Annotated in this window: 14 protein-coding genes and 1 pseudogene; 9 read left to right on the top strand and 6 right to left on the bottom strand. The window is 42.7% G+C overall.

Going from position 1 to position 18,981, the window contains the following annotated elements; all coding sequences use genetic code 11:
* The first annotated feature begins 241 nt into the window (after positions 1-241).
* From pilG to EI161_RS08795, 9 genes and pseudogenes are all read left to right on the top strand, one after another.
* Positions 242-619, top strand: a complete 378-nt coding sequence (gene pilG, locus EI161_RS08835) for a twitching motility response regulator PilG (protein WP_045453505.1) — start codon at positions 242-244, stop codon at positions 617-619.
* Positions 620-816: 197 nt separating this feature from the next.
* Positions 817-1,179, top strand: a complete 363-nt coding sequence (locus tag EI161_RS08830) for a response regulator (RefSeq protein ID WP_192523999.1) — start codon at positions 817-819, stop codon at positions 1,177-1,179.
* Positions 1,180-1,182: 3 nt separating this feature from the next.
* Positions 1,183-1,713, top strand: a complete 531-nt coding sequence (locus EI161_RS08825) for a chemotaxis protein CheW (protein WP_192523998.1) — start codon at positions 1,183-1,185, stop codon at positions 1,711-1,713.
* Positions 1,714-2,056: 343 nt separating this feature from the next.
* Positions 2,057-3,286: pseudogene (locus EI161_RS08820) on the top strand (methyl-accepting chemotaxis protein); the annotation flags it as partial.
* Positions 3,287-3,401: 115 nt separating this feature from the next.
* A complete protein-coding gene (locus EI161_RS08815; protein WP_192523996.1) occupies positions 3,402-4,367 on the top strand; it encodes a CheR family methyltransferase in 966 nt (321 codons plus the stop codon).
* Between the two features lie 42 nt (positions 4,368-4,409).
* Positions 4,410-11,255 (top strand): Hpt domain-containing protein, encoded by a 6,846-nt coding sequence (locus EI161_RS08810; RefSeq protein WP_192523995.1) that lies wholly within the window; start codon positions 4,410-4,412, stop codon positions 11,253-11,255.
* Positions 11,245-12,249 carry a chemotaxis protein CheB gene (locus tag EI161_RS08805; protein ID WP_192523994.1) on the top strand — a complete coding sequence of 335 codons (1,005 nt, stop codon included), beginning with the start codon at positions 11,245-11,247 and terminating at the stop codon, positions 12,247-12,249. The genes EI161_RS08810 and EI161_RS08805 overlap by 11 nt, the downstream gene beginning before the upstream one ends.
* A 16-nt stretch (positions 12,250-12,265) precedes the next feature.
* Positions 12,266-12,799 (top strand): hypothetical protein, encoded by a 534-nt coding sequence (locus tag EI161_RS08800; RefSeq protein WP_192524000.1) that lies wholly within the window; start codon positions 12,266-12,268, stop codon positions 12,797-12,799.
* A gap of 169 nt (positions 12,800-12,968) precedes the next feature.
* Positions 12,969-13,496, top strand: coding sequence for a cytochrome b (locus EI161_RS08795; RefSeq protein ID WP_192523993.1), 528 nt, complete (start codon positions 12,969-12,971; stop codon positions 13,494-13,496).
* A 232-nt stretch (positions 13,497-13,728) separates the two neighbouring features.
* Here the strand turns inward: EI161_RS08795 and minE are convergent, their stop codons facing one another.
* The 6 genes from minE to EI161_RS08765 all read right to left on the bottom strand — a co-directional run.
* The gene (gene minE / locus EI161_RS08790; protein WP_192523992.1) at positions 13,729-14,019 is read right to left on the bottom strand and encodes a cell division topological specificity factor MinE; all 291 of its coding nucleotides are present in this window, start codon (positions 14,017-14,019) and stop codon (positions 13,729-13,731) included.
* Positions 14,020-14,021: 2 nt separating this feature from the next.
* On the bottom strand, positions 14,022-14,834 hold the full coding sequence (gene minD / locus EI161_RS08785) for a septum site-determining protein MinD (RefSeq protein WP_192523991.1): 813 nt from the start codon (positions 14,832-14,834) through the stop codon (positions 14,022-14,024).
* A 348-nt stretch (positions 14,835-15,182) separates the two neighbouring features.
* Positions 15,183-16,022 (bottom strand): septum site-determining protein MinC, encoded by an 840-nt coding sequence (gene minC, locus EI161_RS08780; protein ID WP_192523990.1) that lies wholly within the window; start codon positions 16,020-16,022, stop codon positions 15,183-15,185.
* Between the two features lie 189 nt (positions 16,023-16,211).
* Positions 16,212-17,312, bottom strand: a complete 1,101-nt coding sequence (locus EI161_RS08775; RefSeq protein WP_225735304.1) for a hypothetical protein — start codon at positions 17,310-17,312, stop codon at positions 16,212-16,214.
* A gap of 357 nt (positions 17,313-17,669) precedes the next feature.
* The gene (locus EI161_RS08770) at positions 17,670-18,638 is read right to left on the bottom strand and encodes an acyltransferase (RefSeq protein ID WP_192523988.1); all 969 of its coding nucleotides are present in this window, start codon (positions 18,636-18,638) and stop codon (positions 17,670-17,672) included.
* A gap of 203 nt (positions 18,639-18,841) precedes the next feature.
* Positions 18,842-18,981: IS1 family transposase (locus tag EI161_RS08765; RefSeq protein ID WP_192528726.1), on the bottom strand; the 140-nt coding region annotated here is incomplete at its 5' end.

The raw sequence follows: 18,981 nt of genomic DNA, 5'->3' as shown, positions 1-18,981 counted from the left end.
ATATCGTTCACCTAGGCTTAGATGTGTATAGTTCATGGTTGCAATCTCACTTTGGTCGGTGGATATAAACTTTGATGCTAGCGCATCTAGGTCTTTTTTTCACCTCGCATTTGGTATTGCACTTCATGTGTTAATCTAAGTTATTAAAAGTTAATAAGTAATATTAAAAGTTGAAATAATAGGCAAATCTTGCATTGACAAATAGCGTTACGAATAAATAGTCGTTCATAGGATAATGATAATGGAAAATAATTTTGATGGTTTAAAAGTAATGGTGATTGATGATTCAAAAACCATTCGCCGTACCGCAGAGACTTTATTACAAAAAGCTGGCTGTGAAGTAGTGACCGCCATTGATGGTTTCGATGCTTTAGCAAAGATTGTCGATAATAACCCCGATATTATTTTTGTCGACATCATGATGCCACGTTTAGATGGTTATCAGACCTGCGCATTGATAAAAAACAATCCTGATTACGCCAGTAAACCAGTCATCATGTTGTCGTCTAAAGATGGCCTGTTTGACAAAGCACGCGGTCGTATCGTCGGCTCTGACGAATATTTGACCAAACCATTTAGTAAAGATGAGCTATTTGAAGCAATCAACCAGTATCGCTAATCGAGTACCGCTAATAAAAGAATATCGTGAACAAAAGAAATTTAGCCACTACCATTACTAATGGTTGCTCAGCACTTCATAACAGCCATATTGAAAATGATACGCCCTAAGGTGTTGGTGTGTTACTTTCAAACGGTTTGTCTCAATAATATACGAATATATCCTTATAGATATCTTCGAAAATAAAGGAAATTCCCATGACTACTGTTTTAGTCATTGACGACTCGCCATCTGAGATGGCGAAATTTCGCGACATGCTCTCTAAAAACAACTTTCAGGTGTTAGAGGCAACAAATGGTGAGCAAGGCTGTCAAATGGCGGCTGATCATCTACCAGATGTGATCTTAATGGACGTGGTTATGCCTGAAATGAATGGTTTTCAGGCCACTCGAAAAATTACTCGTGGTAAAACCACTTCACATATCCCCATCATTATGATTAGTACCAAAAATCAAGAGACCGATAGAGTGTGGGGTAAGCGTCAAGGCGCTAAAGAGTATATGGCCAAGCCCATCGATGAAAATGGACTGGTCAGTATCATTCGCAAAGTAATGGAGTAGATTGTGGCTTCCAGAGGATTTATTGAGCTTCTGCGTCTAGCAGATCTGGCACGGGCGCGCAAAAGTGGGCGTCGCGGTGGCCAAGAGTTCGACTGGCAAGGTGTGGTATTTGAGATTGGTGGGCAGCGTATGGTTGCTCCAATGGGTCAGGTATCAGAAGTATTAACCATGCCAGAGTACACAAGCTTGCCTCTGGTAAAGCCATGGATGCTTGGTATCGCCAATATTCGTGGGCGCTTATTGCCTCTAACGGATTTGTCACAGTTTTTGCAGGTGCCCAGTCGTTTAACACAAATGAGCCAACGCAAAGTCATTGTTATCGAACATGACACTGTCTTTTCAGGACTGCTGGTAGACCAAGTGCTAGGAATTGAGCAGTTTACTCAAGACCAATATCGCCCAGAAGCGATCGATGCCAATTCGCCCTTTGCTCCTTACAACCATGGTAAGTTTTTTAAGAATGATCAAGATTGGTATACTTTTATGCCAAGCTTGCTCGTGCAAGACCTGCAGTATACGGATGCTGCGATATAGTTTTTGATACAGAGAGAATCAGCGGTTAGCACGATGGCGACATAATAGCGAATGACTTGATTTGATATCAGCATTCATACAGGCTTTGTTAATCACTGTTGTTTTGATAACAATAAGATTGTCAAAGTCAGTCACGACAAGACTTTGACGATTGTTTGAAAGGATACGCACGATGAGTGATGTTATAAAAAAACCTGTAGCTGGTACGCCCAACGCAACAGCGGACAGCAAGTGGAAGTTATTATTAGGTCTTTTTGTTCTAATAAGTGTGGCTTGTCTGGTTTGGCTGGTCAACTCGTTATCATCGGTAAGTCAGTATTTAACAGACTTTAACCAGTCGGTTATTCTGCCGGTGGTGGTATTCGTTATAGGTATATTGGGCATTTTACTTGCTTTATATCAGCTACTCAAACAGCGCGGTGGTTCAGAACGACTGCTTATCGAAAAGGAAACACTACGTCGCCGTCAAGAAGCAGAAGCTGAGTCTGAGCGTGCGCGTCAAATCCAAGAAGAAAACGAGCGTAACCAGATCGCGATTCTGCGTTTGCTCGATGAATTGGGTGATTTGGCAGAAGGGGATTTGACCGTTAATGCAACTGTATCAGAAGATTTTACTGGTGCGATTGCGGATTCCGTGAACTTTGCCATTGACCAATTACGCCAATTGGTACTGGTTATTAACAGTACCGCTGATCGTGTGTCGCAGTCCTCAGATCAAACGCAGATGAACGCGGTTGAGCTTGCGGAAGCATCTGAACATCAAGCGCAGGAAATTGCTGGTGTGTCAGCGGCTATTAATGAGATGACCGTATCTATTGACCAAGTTTCAAATAACGCGGCAGAATCAGCAACCGTTGCCCAGCGCTCAGTTGCTATTTCTTATAATGGGGCAGAGGTGGTCCAGCGCTCTATCGAAGGTATGAACGTTATTCGTGATCAGATACAAGAAACCTCAAAACGTATCAAACGTCTTGGTGAGTCATCGCAGGAGATTGGTGATATCGTTGGTTTGATTAATGATATTGCTGACCAAACCAACGTCTTGGCACTAAACGCTGCTATTCAGGCGTCGATGGCTGGTGAAGCAGGGCGCGGTTTTGCGGTGGTTGCTGATGAGGTTCAACGTCTGGCTGAGCGTTCAGCCAACGCGACCAAGCAGATCGAAACCTTGGTAAAAACCATTCAGGCGGATACCAGTGAAGCGGTCATGTCAATGGAATCAACCACCTCTGAAGTAGTACGCGGTGCTCGTTTGGCAAAAGATGCTGGTGAAGCACTAGAGGAAGTACAGAGCGTTTCTAACACGCTGGCTGATTTGATTCAGAATATCTCAAACGCTGCATTACAGCAGGCTGAGTCTGCTGGTCATATTTCTCATACCATGAATATTATTCAAGATATTACCTCACAAACATCATCTGGTACGATGGCAACGGCACGCTCTATTGGTGAGTTGAGCGAAATGGCTGCAGCCCTTCAAGAGTCAGTGACAGGTTTTAAAGTATTGGATGATGATGAGTTATTAGCTGATGACATGATGGATACTGAGAAGACTTTGTCAGAAAGTGTTTAATCACACTTTTTGATAATCATGAGGCCTTGATAAAAACTGCCGTTTTTAAAATGCAATGTTAATAAAAATACGGTGCCCATTACAATGATGTGCCGCAGTAATTATAGCAGGTGACGTGAAGAATTTTACTCAACCAGACACAAGGCCAATTAAACCTACCGTGGTTCGGGCGTTGGTGCAGGACGGTGATTTTGATGCTCAGCAGTGGCAACGGTATATAGAGCAAGAAATTGGTTTTGTCTTACCAAATGGCCAGTTGCAGTGGCTGATAAATGCGATTGACCACACGGCGGCAGCGCATAGACTGACACCTCAGCAGCTGTGGTATCAATTACCAAAAAATGATGAGATGCGTCAGCAACTATTGGATAAAGTACTGATTCATGAAAGCCGTTTCTTTCGGCATAAACCTTCGATAGATTTTGTCACCAAATACGCATTGCAGTACCAGCAACTACGTACGGTGAAGGGTACTATTAACGGTGTTGCTGACAGTCATTCTGATGGTTTATTTCGTATTTGGAGTGTTGGCTGTGCGAGCGGGCAAGAGACTTGGTCGTTAGCCATGAGCTTGGCATCTGAGCAACTGGAGAACTATACGATACTGGGCACCGATGTCAGCCAACAAGCGATCAAAAAATCACAGTTAGGACGGTATCATAAACGCCAGTTGCCCTTAATACCTCAACGTTGTCAGCAATTCATTCATCCTTTATCAGCTAAGCATGCAATTGACGGCTCGAGTCTTTTTGCTTCTTCTACAGGAAAAGCAGCAACCACTAACGCTCAGGTACACTGGGAAATTGCACCAACTTTACAACCGTATGTCAGCTTTGCTTTACATAACATTATTGAACAAGAGCCACCCACTTCGCACCTTCAAAACATTATCATTTGTCAAAACATGCTGTTGTATTTTCGCAAATTTGATCAGCGTGATATTTTGGCGCGATTAGCTGAGCAGTGTGCATTAGGTGGATATATTATATTGGCTCCAGGTGAGGCGTTATTTTGGCGTCCTTCGAATATGCGCCGTATTGCGCACCAACAGGTTAATGTGTGGCAAAAAATCAGTGCCTAAATTAGTGCCTAAATTAGTGCCTAGACGAGTTAGGATGACCCTATGAAAAACCAGCCCAATGACATAGTGACGCTTGAGTGGTTATTACCGCTATTTAATCAGCAATTATCACAGGTAGCTGAAGGCTGGCAATTAGAGGCTAACAGCACTAATTACGAGCAGATGGCGCAGCATTACCATCAGGTTGGCGGCGCGCTGACTATGATCAACCTGCCTTTTTTAGCCACCCTTGCCAATAATTTAAGTTTATTAGCAGGCTTAAGTAATCATGATGATTTCTCTATTGACAGTCGACGCATTGGCCAGTTTTCTCAGCGGTTATTGCAGCGTGAATTGAATCAATATGCACTTACAGGTAGCTACCACACAGCTTTGATCAATAAAGCTACTAACGATCTGACCCAAGCATTATCGCTATTCGGTATAGCGACAGACTCACCTGTCATCTCTAGCGGTGACACCCATCACAATCTAAACAATGATGCTATCGAAGACAATATTATCGATAGCATTGAGTCGTTGATACCAGTTAGTAGAGTCACGGCGCACTTAGCAGACTATCAGTACCAACAGTTATTAATGGGTTGGCGACAGCAGGTACAAAAACTATTGCTTGCCAATGTTAATCAAGCGCCTGTATTGTCTGTGTTAGAGAAGGTTAGTCAATATCTATGGCAGACTGCTCAGGATAAGAATGTACAGCGTCTGTGGTATCTAGTCGAGCTATGGTTAAATGAGCTGGCTCATAATGAAACACCGCTCCCTACCCATTATGTACCTCTGTTAAGCCAGCTTGAGCAAGTAATAGAGACTGGTGTTCAACAAGCTGAGATGTGTTCACGCCTGATTAGAAGCTTAATTATAGATGTCTATATCGAGTTAAGTGGTCTTGCGCAAATTAGCGATAGCACCCAACTTATATTAAGGCATTTATCACAAAGCACCTCACCTGTACGCTTTTTACCGCGTATATTGAGCGAGCTTGAAACCCTTATCTTTGATTTAGATAAGCCGGACACCCTTCTAAATCCTTTACGAAAAATAAAAAATCAGCTTGAAGGTCGAGGCTGGACTTATTTTGTGTCGCAAATCGATGCTATTTTTACGGATATAGAGCAGGCTCTATCGTCAGAGGCAGGATATGCACCAGAGCAGCGTCATATTGAGCGTAAGCTCCAAGCGCTGTATGATGCTATCTATAAAACTGAACAGACGATATCTCTCAAGATAGGGGAAGCTGCTTCTTTTACCACCGCCTCTGAAGCAGCTGATAGAGCTGATACTCAGCTGGAAGACAGTCAAGAAACTATCTCTGCTGGTGAAGGCTTGCGTGAATTGCGCATTGCGGTAGAAGAGGTAAAACAAAGCTTTAACGAGTACATACAGCATCAAGATGTTCATTTGTTGCCAGCTGCCCAAGATTTTACCAAAATTGGTCATGCTTTTGCTGATATAGGCTTGCCCGCTATTAATCAAACCATAGATGATATGGCCAGTCTATTTATACAGCTGGCGGTTCATAAGGTGAAAACGCTCAGTTGGGATGTGACTCAAGCCTTAGCTGAGGGGCTAACTTCTATAGAGTTGTTACTTGACTACCTTGCGCAGCAGATTTTTGACCAGCAGTTGTTGACGCGGGCAAATGAATATACGGCTAAAGCGGCGCAGCTTATCAATGTCTATATTGAAGCACCAGAGACGGTCAATGATACCTTTGTTACTCAAAAGCCAGCAGCAACGGATGTCCTTCGTTACGATGATAGTGGTGAAATTATCCCTGTTACTGAGCAAAAATCTCATGCTAATGGTCTGAGTAATGCTGGTGAGAGTGAAGCGTTGCTACAAGCGCGTGAGCAAGTGAAGCCTGACAATTTTGATGTGGATGAAGATATTCGTGAGATCTTTATCGAAGAGGCGACAGAGGTTATCACTGACCTACAAGACTTCCTACCTATTTGGCAGCAAGATTCACAGGATTTAACACCGTTAACTGAAGTACGCAGAGGCTTTCATACCTTAAAAGGTTCAGGCCGTATGGTTGGTGCCTTTAGTGTTAGTGAGATGGCATGGTCAATTGAAAACCTACTCAATCGTCTGTTAGACAAGACCTTACCTGTCACAGACGAGGTGGTAAATTTGGTGATGGATACGGTAAAACGCTTACCCGTTATGGTCGCAGATTTTGAGGCGCAACAGCCGCCAAGTCTAGATCCTGCTATCACTATTCTACAAAGCCAAAACCTGATGACGCAGCAGCCTATTAATACTGGGTTAATCATACCTGAGACGGCACCTGATGAATTAGATAATAGCGGCTCTACTTTAGAAAATACGTCAGCGTCACAGACAGCCGTTTCAACGGCGATAACTGCGGATGATGTCGAAACTTCAAACACTTACCAAAATGAAGCAAGACATCTAAATGACTCTTCATCTGAGCTGCAAATTCCAGCAGTGCTTGCACCATTTATGTTAGAGACTGAGCAACTACCAGTGGATGCTGACGATGCTGATCCTGATATTAAAGAGATATTTATAGAAGAAGCCAACGAAGTGTTGGATGAAATTGTACCTTTGTATGAAGAGTGGCGATTGTCACCGACTGATCTAAGCAAGCTGATGGATATCCGTCGCGGATTTCATACCCTAAAAGGTTCGGGGCGTATGGTTGGGGCTAACTATACTGCTGAGCTGGCATGGGCGATAGAAAACATGCTGAACCGTATCTTGGATCACAGTATTGTGGCTTCAGCCGATATGCGTCAGCTCATTGCAGAAGTCTTAGCTGCTTATCCTGCTATGCTCACTACCTTTGAGAATAACCTTCAAGATTATCCAGAGATAGTGCCACTATGGATTGCCTGTGCTAACGCTTATAGTAAGCAGCAAGGTGATGCGTTCAGTTACGCTGCATTATATCAACAAGCATCGAAAGACTCTGAGCATGAAGTACTTCAAGGGTCAGCATTACTGCCCGACTCTAATGCAACCAAGATTATTTATGATAATGAAGAGATAGACTCAACGTTGCAAACTATCTACTCTGTCAATGAAAAAATAGCAGAAGCGCCAGTTATTTTAGCGCCTCAAAGCGAAGAAGAAAGAGTGTTCTGTGAGATTTTTATCGATGAAGCAGAAGGACTATTGCAGGATATTGATCAATTCGTTGATGAGCATCAAGATAAACCTTATATCGAAGTCACCGATGAGATTGTACGTGCATTTCATACGCTAAGGGGCGCGTCTGGCTCTAGTGCTTTGGTTGCGATCAGCGAAGTGAGTGGCACAATAGAGCAAAGCCTAGAGCTATTACAGCAGCAGGATACCGCCATGAGTGCTCAGCATTTAGAGGCATTGGCTCAGTCTGCCACGTTGATGGATGGTTATCTAAGCAATTATAAACAAAATGCTCAGCAACAAAATACATCAGAGGAAGATAACCAAAGCGAGCAAGATATAGCTTCGTTGCAAGCGATGCTTGGCGAGCAATACATCATTGGTGATAATAAAATTGAGACTGATAATAAGCCAACGATAGAGCAGCTGCTCGATAATAATATTGATGAACTGCTAGATGCTGAGTGGCAGCTAGATGAGGCACTGAACGACTCTGAGGTAGGGCAAGTTCAAAAGTATATAGAACAGCAAATATCACAAATAAAACACCTTACCAATAAAGCGCAAGAATTTCCGAAATTTACTTTGATACTCGGCGAGTTAGGTAATGCTTATAGTTATCTCAACGATAACCTTGATAAAGCAAAGGATGCGGACGTTCAAGCCATATTGCATGCCGGTCATGCTCAATTAGTCGGGTTGTTTGATGCATTAGCAGGTAGCACATCATTGAAGGTTGATACGCAAGTTATTGCAGATTTACAGCGTATTTATCAAGATGATGACAGTGGTGATGAAGGTGGCTTTATCGTTCGCAGTGTTGCTGCGCCTGAGCTACAGCTTGAGTCTATTGATACCGATATGGAGTTGTTAGAAATCTTCTTAGAAGAGGCGCAAGAGCTTGATGCGGCATTGGATGAAAGCTTCAATAAGTGGCGCACTGATATCACTAATATTAATGCCCTAAAGGTATTACAACGCCATCTGCACACGATCAAAGGTGGTGCGCGCATGGCAGGTATTCGTAGTATTGGCGATCTCACCCACGAAGCGGAAAGCGTTTATGAAGCGTTTGTAGAGAACAGACGAACACCGACAGCTCAATGGCTGGAAATTATGCAAATGGTGCAAGACACGATGTCTCTGCAAATCATGCATATCGTCAATTACAGAAAATCGTTTTTTACCCCTGAGCTGATTGAGCAGTTGCAGCAACTTGAAAAAGCCAAAACATTGCCAGAAACGGTAGAGCTAATCATTCCAGTACCAAAAGACAATGCGGCAGCTGCGCCTCAAGTTATTGATGGCATAAGTACTCATAGTAGTGAGACAGGTTCAGAGACACTCAACCTCGATACCCTGATTAAGCAGTCATGGGCTAATGGACTACCTGATCCTGATATATTATCGGTGTTTTTAGAAGAAGCAGAAGAGCTTACCAACCGTAATAAATATCTGCAATTATTCTTAAAAGATACCAATAACACGACAGCTCTACAGGCGCTGCAACGCGATTTGCATACCATCAAAGGTGGCGCACGTATGGTGACAGCGTCCGGTATCGCTGATTTGTCTCATGAGATGGAGTCGGTGTACAAGGATTTTGTCAATAAGCGCCGCCCTGCAACCAAGAAGGTATTAGAGCTGTTGGTTGCCAGTCATGATTGGCTTGCTGACGCAGTGTTTATTTTGAGTGAGCAGGTCAACCCACCGATACCGGCGTTACTGATTGAGGCACTGCAACAGTTTAGTAGAAACCCTGATAGCTTAAGACAAGTTCCTAAAGAGTCTTTGCAGGCACAGCGTGAAGCAATATTGATTGCTAAAGAAAATCAAGGCTCACAGTATCTGGCAAAAGATATTAGTGACATGCCGTCTATGATCAACCACACTAATGAAGAAGAGCAAAGCGTTAGTAATAATGAGATGATCCGTATTTCAGGTGGTTTGATCGAGCATATGATTAACTTGTCTGGCGAATCAGCGATTAACCGTGCCCGTATCGATATGGGTATCAGTAGCTTGACCAGTAGTATTGAAGAGATGGGTACGACGGTACAGCGCTTGGCAGATCAGTTGCGTCGGATGGAAATTGAGCTTGAAGCACAGGTTTTATCGCAGATAGATGAGGAGTTGATTAATAATGAAGGCTTTGACCCTCTAGAAATGGATCAATATTCTTCTTTGAATCAATTATCAAAGTCTTTGACAGAGTCAGCCTCAGATTTGGTTGATATTAATCATACGTTGTTAGAAAAAACCCGTGACAGTGAAGGCCTCTTATTGCAGCTGTCGCGCACGCAAACTGAGTTGCAAGATGGCCTCATGAATTCTCGTATGGTGCCGTTTACGCGTCTGACACCGCGTCTTGAGCGTATCGTGCGTCAGACGGCAAATGAGCTTAATAAGTCTGTTGAACTGACTATTATCAACGCTGATGATGAGATGGATCGAACCATTCTAGAGCGTATTACCTCGCCACTTGAACACATGCTCCGTAACGCCGTCGATCATGGTATCGAGAGTACTTCGACACGTCTCAGAGCAGGGAAAGAACGTAGCGGGCGTATCACTCTAGAAGTTCGCCGCGAAGGCAGTGAGATTGTCATTCAGTTAAGTGATGATGGTCGCGGAATCGATGTAGAATCCGTACGTAAAAAGGCTATTTCTCAAGGTCTTATCGATAAGAATGATAGCAGCCTCACTGATCTCGATATCATGCAGTATATCTTTAACGCTGGGTTGAGTACCAGTAAACAAATCACCCAAATCTCTGGACGCGGCGTTGGCATGGACGTGGTGATCAGTGAGATTCGTCAGTTAGGTGGCGTTGTGTCTGTCGTCTCAGAGCTTGGTAAAGGATCAATCTTTACGATGCGCTTACCACTGACGGTTGCCGTATCTGATGCTTTGGTAGTACGTGCAGCGGATCGTTACTATGCCATACCACTGGTACAGATTGAGCGTGTGGTTCGTATCAACCCAGAAAAGCTTTACGACTATTATCAGTCTGATAATGACACCTTGAACTTTGAAGATGTCGATTATCGAGTACGCTATCTAAATGAGATTTTATCAGGTAATAAATTGAACGAGCTGGTGGTCAACACCAATACCAGCTTACCGCTTATTATTATTAAAAACCGTACGGGGCAGAATATTGCTCTGCAAGTAGATCAGATTGCAGGCTCGCGGATTGAAGTGGTGGTCAAGCCATTAAGTCAACAGTTATCAAATTTACAGGGTATTTCAGCAGCGACCATCATGGGTGATGGTTCAGTGATGCTCATTTTAGATTTGATCGCTTTAATGCGTAATGCGCAGCTGGTTAAAAATATACCGCAAGCTGCCGAAACTAAACGAACACGCATAGAGACGACCAAACCTACTATATTGGTTGTTGATGACTCAGTCACTGTCCGTAAAGTGACGTCACGCTTCTTGGAGCGCCAAGGCTTCAATGTCATCGTTGCAAAAGATGGGGTCGACGCCATTGAGATACTACAAGAGACAACGCCAGACATGATGTTGCTGGATATTGAAATGCCAAGAATGGATGGTTTCGAGGTAGCGACCCAAGTCAGACATAATAAGCGCCTGAAAGATATTCCAATTATTATGATTACATCACGTACAGGTGAAAAACATCGTGAACGTGCGCTAGAAATCGGCGTAAATGACTATATGGGTAAGCCATTCCAAGAAAAAGAGCTGCTCAATAAAATCCGGAATCTACTGGGTTCAGAGGTCAGTCTGACTCATGAAGGATAATACGCGTATTGTAGCACTAAAAGAAAAAAATAATCAAGATATTAAAGTACTGATAATTGCAGAAGATCACCGTCAGCGTATGGCTTTTTCCGATACCATACACAGTTGTGGCTTTAGCCTTGTTGGCTGTTTATCACGAGTACAATTGCAAGAAAAACCTGAGCTCTCTGATGTGGCTATCGATATCTGGCTCATCGATAGTGACTATGACGATAATGTGGCGACTGCGACCACTGCTTCTAAGTCATCCACTGTACTGGTAGGTTTTAGTCAGGCACCTTATCTTAATGAGGCGCAGCAATATGCCAAGTGGCAGCGTAAGTTAAAGCGTAAACTGGCGCAAATGCTTGATTTGCCGATGCTAATAGATAGTCCAGCTGATAACAGCGACAATATGGATACCGATTGGCGCTATGTAGTGTTTTTGGGTGCTTCTATGGGTGGACCTAGCGCCGTAAAAGAGTTTTTGGATAACTTACCAACCACGCTGCCTGTTTGTATATTATTAGCGCACCACTTTAACCAAACCATGATTGGTACATTGCCACGCATACTTAATCGCCAAAATAACTGGCGTTGTCAGGTCATTACTTCGTCGCAGCGTTTAAGAGCAGGCCAGTGTCTTATAGCACCTGTTGATAAGCAGATTGTTTGTGATTCGACTGGTCGAGTGATATTGTTAGACCAAGCTTGGGATGGCGAGTATAAACCTGCTATTGGTAAAATCCTCAAAAACACCAGTGATGTTTATGGTAGCGAGCTTATCAATATTATATTTTCAGGTATGGGCAACGATGGTTCTCAGTATTTGGATCTTATTCAAGATAACAACAGTCAATTATGGGCGCAACAACCCAGTTTAAGTACTTGTCCGAGTCAACCTCAGGCTATTATTGATTCAGGATACTGTAGTTTTGTCGGTAGCCCTGCGGAATTAGCAAAAAAACTGATGGATTATATTGATGAAAGGGCGGCTACTGCCTCTTTACATTAACTTATGGTGAGCGATGATGAAACCAATTTTAAAACATTCGTTTGAGGCAGTAAGCTTACTGACCACTAACAATGGTATGCTCGATGTTACTATTGTTCCAGCATTTAATCAGCCTGATTGGATTATTCCAAGCAGCTTGGTTTTGAGCGTGGATGATTACCATGAGCGTACCTCTAGTTATGATTGGCAGCAGCAAGAAGTGGCTGTATTTCATTTACTTCCAGAGGAACAAGCACCAGACAAAATGATTGTTTTAGAAGGCAATACTTTAGAGCACCGCTTTGCTTTGCAAACGATGGGTGAGCTGCGTCATTTGCAAGCGCGTATTTCTGAGGTTAAAGATATTGAAGTTCCTGAACAACTTAATAATTATCAGACACTTAATGACCATGAGCAGCTTGAGAGTATAAACATCGACGAAACTGAAGGACGCTTTAGTGAAAATGATGTGCTATCCTACCTTTTTCAAACCGTTATGATCGATGAAAAACCTTACTTGGTGCCAGACTTGGACAAAATTGCGCATCAGTTGGTTGATTTAGACAGCTAGCTTTTTTCCTATGTTTGGGTTAGTCTTTACTACCAAGATGGTAATCCAGCAACTTCACCGGTCTTTGCGTCGCTGAACTTCAGCGCTGAGCCTGATTGTTGAGTCAGTTACTGTCTTGTTTATAACATCGATAAAGATAACCAGCGATATAAAGGTCATAAAGTAGCTCATGAATAATACTCATCCGAATTTGGTAAAGTGGTCAGTCACTAGCCGCTTGTTTCATTGGGTCAGCGCGATTTTATTGCTCATCACATGGATAATGATGTTGTTATATAATAATCTCGATAGCAAACTCTATATAGGATTGCATAAATCCTTTGGGATTAGTTTGTTATTTTGGATGGTAGCACGCGTCATAAACCGCCTCTTTACTAAAGCACCACCCGCAGCACCAATGCCGAAGTGGCAGCAGCTACTGTCTCAATTATCGCACTTCGCCCTCTATGCTATCTTGATTGCCATGCCTATTGTAGGTTTGCTGATGTCTGTTTATGGTGGTCGGCCTGTTGATGTCTTTGGCTTGTTTCAAATCCCTGTGTTTGTTACCCCTGATAGAGGCTTGGCGCGATTTTATAATGATTTACACACCGATATTATTTGGCCCATGATTATTGCTTTTACGTTGGTTCATATTGGCGCGGCTTTATATCATCAATACATCAAAAAAGACAATTTAATGGCGCGCATGAAATAGTTGATTTTAGAGAATATTGGTCTTGTAGGATATAAGATAAGCACAAAAAAGCCCTAAGTAATGATACTTAGGGCTTTTTTTATACGTAATACCATTCACAAAAATTAGAGTAGCAAGGAAAATGAGTGCAAGTGCTACGCATTGTAGACTAAACGAGTTTGACACGGCTAATCGTACTTTTTGGGTTTGGTATAATTAAAGAGTTTACGTATCTATTGTACAGTCAATAGACTTACTTTTTGTGCTCAGGTAAATTGATGTTCATTTCTAGTACATCTAAGCTGTCTTCAGAACGATGATTGATATTGACATCATCAATCTGAACGCCGTTGACATATTTATTGACCACTTCTAAGATTTCACGTTTCATTTTTTCGATACGATCAACCGTCAAGCGGTTGTTCAAACGATTTTCGCTAGCAACGATAACCTTAAGACGTTCAGTGGCTAAATTAGCACTACCTGCGCTGTTATTATCATCAGTACCAAATAGGCTACTCCAAAATCCTTTCTTCTTAGTCATCATTAACCCCCAAACCAGCGCTGTAATAAAGTCTTTTTCTTCACGTCAATATGACGTAACGGACGTTCTTCGCCTAAGAAACGGGCGACGATGTCATCATAACATTGACCAGCAACAGAATCAGTATAATGAATAACTGGCTCACCATGGTTAGATGCTTCTAACACTGAATGACTTTCAGGAACGACGCCAAGCAATGGCACTTTTAGAATATCATTAGAAATGGTATCAATATCCATCATCTCGTTAGCAGCGGCACGTTCGGCATTATAACGAGTCACAATCAAATGCTCACGTACCGCACCTTGGTTTTCAGCTACTTTTTTGGTCTGGCTTTGTAGGATACCAATAATACGATCTGAGTCACGTACTGAAGAAATCTCAGGATTGGTGACGATGATGGCTTCGTCAGCGTGATACATGGCGAGCTGTGCACCGCGCTCGATACCAGCAGGCGAGTCGCAGATGATATAGTCGAACTGTTGAGACAATTCAGCCATGACCTCTGATACGCCTTCGTTGGTCAGTGCGTCTTTATCGCGCGTCTGACTTGCAGGCAAGATATACAGATTTTCAAGCTGCTTGTCTTTGACCAGTGCTTGCGACAAGCGTGCGTTACCATTAATGACATCAACAAAGTCATAAACGATTCGATTCTCACAACCCATGATTAAGTCTAAATTACGTAGACCCACATCAAAATCGATAACGACTGTTTTATAGCCACGCAATGCTAAACCAGCAGCAAAAGAGGCACTTGTCGTGGTTTTACCCACACCGCCTTTACCTGAAGTGATTACAACTATCTTCGCCACAATGGCACACTCCTATGAATCAATGGGATATCTTTTATATAAATAGCGCACTCGTATATTATTCACATATTATATATGCACGACCTGCGAAGCTAGCCTAGCATAAATAAGTAAAAATTTATAGCAAGTCTATACTAAAGCAGAAAAACAGCTCATATACATAAGCCATAAGGTCTGGCAGTCTAAAACTTGTTAGCGGATATCACCGTATATGAATAATAAAGTAAACGCTCATGAAAGTGTAGATAGTGACAGAGGCAGCGAATCATTATAGAACAGTTTTGTTAAATAAACTTACCGCAATATGAAGCGAATAATATGTCCGATTTTTTGCCCAGTCAATAACTTTTAGGCCTCATCCATCACAGTAAATACCAAACCTTCACCTTCTATAAACCTGACTTGTACAGACTTATCAATCACATGCTCGGGTAGATTGTCTCGTAAGCAATAAGTGCCTGCCACTGAGACCAATGAAGGGTTAAATACTTGGCAAAAAATACGGGCGTCTTTGTCACCAGTGGCCCCTGCAACCAAGCGTCCTTGGGCACGACCATAAACGTGTAAGCTATTATCGGTAATCGCTTCGGCACCGCTATTGACACTGTTGGTCAAAATTAAATCACCACCAACGTGGTTGAGGCTCTGCCCTGAGCGCAGCATTTGGTCATAAATCAGGCTGGTAATATGCTCAGCACTTAGTAATGTCTCTGCGGTAACCTCAGATATGGTGGTCTTAGTTGCAGGCTCACTAGCTGACTGACTGGCTGCTACCTCATTATGGCTTGAGTCTAGGCTCTCATTTTCTGCTGCTTTCTGGACTTCAGTTACGGCCTTCTTACTGGGTAAAATGCGCTCGATACGCTTGCCATCTGCTGGAAATATCGCTAAGCGTAGCTCATGAGCTTGTGGGTCGAGTGCACCCGTTATGACTCCGATAGGTTGTAAACCCCATGACCATAGTAGCTCTACCAATGCAGATAAATCTTGCTCTATCTCGCTGTCAATCAGAATAGGAATGTTACTAGACTTGTTGCTGAGCGTTTCAGCAAGCTGGGCATCTATCGCGCTTAAATCATTGGTACTGAACTGCAAACGTGAAAAGGTCAGCATTTTGCCATAAAATGCCAGTGCTGGTAATGCTGGTGCGGCGCTCGAGCTCTGGTTATCATTAACTGAAACTGTCATATATAAATCCTCAAGAGATATTCTTGTCGCTGTATTCACGGTGCAATTTTTATTGTCGAGCCATACTCTGTGTTTTATAAAACTCTGTATTTTACGAGTTATTATTTCATTAACTGGTATTTTACTGTCTATTTTTTAAATCTTAAACCACATCAACTTATTAACTGGGTATGTTTGTAGGAATATGGGCTATAGGTTAAGCATGTCTTGATGCTTCCACTGTTGCACTTTTACTTGTGCTTCAAACTCGGTCAAGCTGTCATCAATGATACTCGAAATCAAGGTATCCAGCGCCGTGTTGTCAGTATTTATTTGCGCGACGCCACTGGCAATCGCCACCATTAATGAGTCCAAAAGCTCAGGGTCAAGCAGGCGCTTATTTAGCGCATAAACGACATTTTCACCGATGTTATGCCCGACATGTTGTAGTTGCGATTCAATCAAGCTACCAGCGATGGGTATCATGCGTAGATAGCGGCGTAACTCGGGCGTATTGGCCAAACCTTCTTCGATGGCATTGCCCATCTCGCTGGCTAATATGTTACCGCCACCTGTTGCCGTAGTCAGCTCCTGCAGTTTTGGTGCAAGCTCTGCCCGCAGCACGGACAGTAATGCAGCCTCAATCTCTTTACGGTTACGAGCAATCGTGGACTCAATAAATGATTTATGCGTTTCAGGATTGGTCAGTTGCTGGCGAAAATTATGAATAGTCGTCAATATGACCCGATCAGATAGCTCTTCTAACAGTAAGTCGATATAGAACTGAATTCTATTAATCCATGGCTGCGGCAGCACCTGATAGCCAAGCTGATACAAGCGACGTCCGATGTTCACTGCACGGAACAACCGCAAGGCACGCAGCTGCGGAAAACAGCCTAATACCTCATACCAATGCACAAATGGAAAAAAGAACCAGCGATAATAGATTTTTTGTTTAATCGCAATCGCCCAACGTAACAGTAGCTCCAAAATTAAAAATATGGTAAAAAACCCACCAGCAGTACGTAGAGGGTCATGTAAGGTAGTTTGATACCAGCTGAGTGCGTCGCTAATGGACAGCCAGCCTGCGACATTGCTACTAAAATTACTCATCAAAATAGCATCAGTACTAATGACCAATAGATCAATGCTGATGGCGATAATCATCACGATATGGTAGGTGAGCTTCAAGCGATTTGGCTTTGGACGATTTGGTCGCTGCGGCTTATCATCATCTGATAGACGAGCCGACTGATTCGGTACTGGCGCAGAGTCCAGATGCGGGTTAGTAGAAGAGGCGGGCACAGTCATACCTTATAAGTGATGAATAACACAAAGAGCAAATGGTTTAGAGGATATAGGGCGTGTCCTCAATCTGAACGAAAGCGACTAAATGGGCTAAAAATGGTTAAATCTTGCCAAACTGCGTTAAATAGTGGGTCAATATCCTGATATTACCTGCGCTATTTTCCTTGTTTGACTACTATTTCCCTCATTTTTATCACCATTTTCAAAATGAGGACACGGCCTAGTCACATTATCAATGAATAGGCCTAAAAAACAACCTATCTTTTATTAAAATTTAGGCATCACTAGGTACCCTTTCAAAAATGGGCATCATAATCAGGAATGTTTGTTTCTAATGGCTTTTTTCTAGTAGCGGTATTTCTAATCGCCAACCTCTTGAGCTTTAGGACTTTCTTCAAATCCAGCCAGCATCTCTGTAATACGCTGGTCTTTTTGGTGCCAAACATGCTCAACCCAATCAAACATCTGCGCCTTTACTTCTTCGTCGTTTTCATAGCCACCATTTTGAATACCCAAAAACAAATCATCAGGGATATCAATATATCTGACATCAACGCCCAAGCGCTTGATATTTCCTTTCCACAAGTCACCATAGGTCGGCACACCGTCAGGATATACGATGGTCATATCTAATATGCCATCAACGTCTGCCCCTAACGCGTTGATCGCTAACGATAGACCACCGGCTCGCGGCTTTAGTAAATGAGTGTAAGGTGACTGTTGCTTGGCTTTTTTGGCCTGAGTAAAACGCGTCCCTTCTAAATAGTTCAATAAGGTAAATGGCTTGTCTTTTAACAGCGCACAGGCACGCTTTGCCTCTTCGATATCCTTCCCTTTTAAAGCAGGGTTTTTTGCTACTGCTTCTTTAGAGTGCCGACGCATCATGGGGAAGTCTAAAAAATAAAAAGCCTGACCAACAATCGGAATATAAATCAGCTCAAACTTGGTAAAAAATCGCGTTAGTGGCAAGCGTTTTTCACTAATATACTGCACGATACTGGTATCGACCCACGTTTGATGGTTACAGACCAGTAAATATTTACCGTTGATATGAACGTCATCAGGCAAGCTAATACGCCAATCTTTACGTGGGAGCATGTTATCGATTAAAGCGTTGTTGCTACTGATCCAATGAGTGGCAATTTTGATCACTGTTTTGTCTGCAATGGGAGCGCCAGTAATGATCTTGCCAACGCCCATCAACCATAAAGGAATACTACCACCAAAGCTATTGGCAGCGATGACACCAGTTGCTGTCGCAAGCGAGACCGCCTTTCCAAGCTTTGGGGTGCGTTTATGCATTTTTTTGATAGTAGAAGTCAGTCGCATACTAAATCCTTTTCGATCAATCTTATTGGTATGTAAGTTATCCATTATTGGCGTCGTTGTCTGTAAACCCTTCTCAGAGGGGGTGGGTTTTAGGGGTTAAAAAGACAATGGGGTAAAACGTCACAATTAAATGAAACCATCATCAGTTATTATTTACCGATGCGACTAATATAGTTGGTGGTGTTCTAAAAAGTATGCTGGCATCAGACGTAGCCATAATTGATGTAAAAGAACACCAAATCAAACACTTTAAAATGATTATCAAGCTTTTTTGAGAAGCAACAAGTCTTTCTAACCGCTCGTCTTAATCGGTGTCTAAGGCGACAGTTATTACCCTCTATAC

It is taken from the genome of Psychrobacter sp. FME5 (genome assembly GCF_014861375.1).
GTDB lineage: Bacteria > Pseudomonadota > Gammaproteobacteria > Pseudomonadales > Moraxellaceae > Psychrobacter.
Note: the sequence above shows the minus strand (reverse complement) of the source record. Positions and strands in the feature narration are given on the sequence as shown.

Bases quoted from the DNA above. Each gene is read 5' to 3' on its own strand.
- pilG (WP_045453505.1), top strand. From the start codon at position 242: ATGGAAAATAATTTTGATGGTTTAAAAGTAATGGTGATTGATGATTCA.
- EI161_RS08830 (WP_192523999.1), top strand. From the start codon at position 817: ATGACTACTGTTTTAGTCATTGACGACTCGCCATCTGAGATGGCGAAA.
- EI161_RS08810 (WP_192523995.1), top strand. From the start codon at position 4,410: ATGAAAAACCAGCCCAATGACATAGTGACGCTTGAGTGGTTATTACCG.
- EI161_RS08805 (WP_192523994.1), top strand. From the start codon at position 11,245: ATGAAGGATAATACGCGTATTGTAGCACTAAAAGAAAAAAATAATCAA.
- EI161_RS08800 (WP_192524000.1), top strand. From the start codon at position 12,266: ATGAAACCAATTTTAAAACATTCGTTTGAGGCAGTAAGCTTACTGACC.
- EI161_RS08795 (WP_192523993.1), top strand. From the start codon at position 12,969: ATGAATAATACTCATCCGAATTTGGTAAAGTGGTCAGTCACTAGCCGC.
- minE (WP_192523992.1), bottom strand. From the start codon at position 14,019: ATGACTAAGAAGAAAGGATTTTGGAGTAGCCTATTTGGTACTGATGAT.
- minC (WP_192523990.1), bottom strand. From the start codon at position 16,022: ATGACAGTTTCAGTTAATGATAACCAGAGCTCGAGCGCCGCACCAGCA.
- EI161_RS08775 (WP_225735304.1), bottom strand. From the start codon at position 17,312: ATGACTGTGCCCGCCTCTTCTACTAACCCGCATCTGGACTCTGCGCCA.
- EI161_RS08770 (WP_192523988.1), bottom strand. From the start codon at position 18,638: ATGCGACTGACTTCTACTATCAAAAAAATGCATAAACGCACCCCAAAG.